Source organism: Streptomyces sp. UG1 (genome assembly GCF_049974585.1).
Taxonomy (GTDB): domain Bacteria; phylum Actinomycetota; class Actinomycetes; order Streptomycetales; family Streptomycetaceae; genus Streptomyces.
The window spans coordinates 1-1244 of the sequence record NZ_JBNGGG010000137.1; the positions used below are offsets into that span (position 1 = coordinate 1).

At 73.0% G+C, this 1244-nt stretch carries 1 protein-coding gene; it reads right to left on the bottom strand.

Going from position 1 to position 1244, the window contains the following annotated elements:
* Positions 1 to 1129: heavy metal translocating P-type ATPase (locus tag ACP4J3_RS50675; protein WP_426545063.1), on the bottom strand; the 1129-nt coding region annotated here is incomplete at its 3' end.
* Between the last annotated feature and the right edge of the window lie 115 nt (positions 1130 to 1244).

Here is a 1244-nt window from a genome sequence, read left to right on the forward strand (position 1 = left end):
TGATGAGGGTGCCGCGGCGGGCGCCGTTGCCGATGGCGGCGCTGATCGCGGTGGGGGTGGCCAGGCCGGCGGCGCAGGGGCAGGCGATCAGCAGCATGGTCATCGCCCGCCGGGCGTCCCGGGTCAGCACGTACGTGATGCCGGCGAGGGCGAAGGAGACGGGGACGAAGCGGCGGGTGAAGGCGGTGGCGACGGTATGGATCGGGGCCCGGTCGGCCTGTGCCTCCTCGACCCGGGTGATGATCCGCCCGACGACGGTGTCCTGTCCGACGGAGGTGGCCCGTACGGTGAGCGAGCCGTTGGAGATGAGGGTGCCGGCGTAGACCTCGTTGCCGGGCTGGACGTACACCGGGAGCGCCTCGCCGGTGATCGCGGCCTGGTCGACCAGTGCTTCGCCGGTCTCGGCGGTGCCGTCGACGGGGATGCGGTGGTGCTCGTAGACCGCGACCACGTCCCCGGCTCGGACCTCGGCGAGGTCGACCTCGACCTCCACGCCGTCGCGGACCAGCCAGACGCGCTCCTCACCGATGGAGAGGAGTTCCTCGATGGCGCGACGGGTCCGGCGCAGGGTGATGGCCTGCAGGAACTCGCCGATGTTGAGCAGCCACAGCACCATCAGCGCGACGATGTTCTCGCGCAGCACGAGCGAGATCACGGTTGCCGTCGTCACCAGCAGGTCGGTGCCGGCGTGGCGTCTGCCGCCGAGGGTGCGTGCGGCGCCGCGGAAGAACGGCAGCCCGGTGAAGACGGTGACCGCGCCGAGGAAACCGGCCGAGCCCGCCGGGGTCCACGGGGGCCGGCCGAGCAGCCGTCGCACTCCCACCAGGGCGAGCACCGCACCGCCGACCACCAGCCGCGCGACCTCCCCCGTGGACGAGTCCGGCACGGACCGACTCGCCCTGGCGGGCACCCCCGGCGGTGGCGCCTCGTCCAGGGCGGCGACCAGCCGGTCCACGTCGACCAGATCGGGCCGCACCCAGACGATCACCGCACCGGTGCGCGGGAAGATACGCAGCGCGCGGAATCCCGGCAGATCGGTGAACCGTTCGTCGACGAGCCCGGCGCATCCGGGCCGCGCCCGCAGCCAGGGAACCGTCAGCCGTACGCGACCCGCGGCTGCGGACCGCACGATCACGCCAGAGCCAGAGCCAGAGCCAGAGCCAGAGCCAGAGCCGGAACCGGGCACGGGAACGTCGCCGGGTGCGGACGGGCCGGACATGGCGATTCGCCTCTCAGTGCTCGTG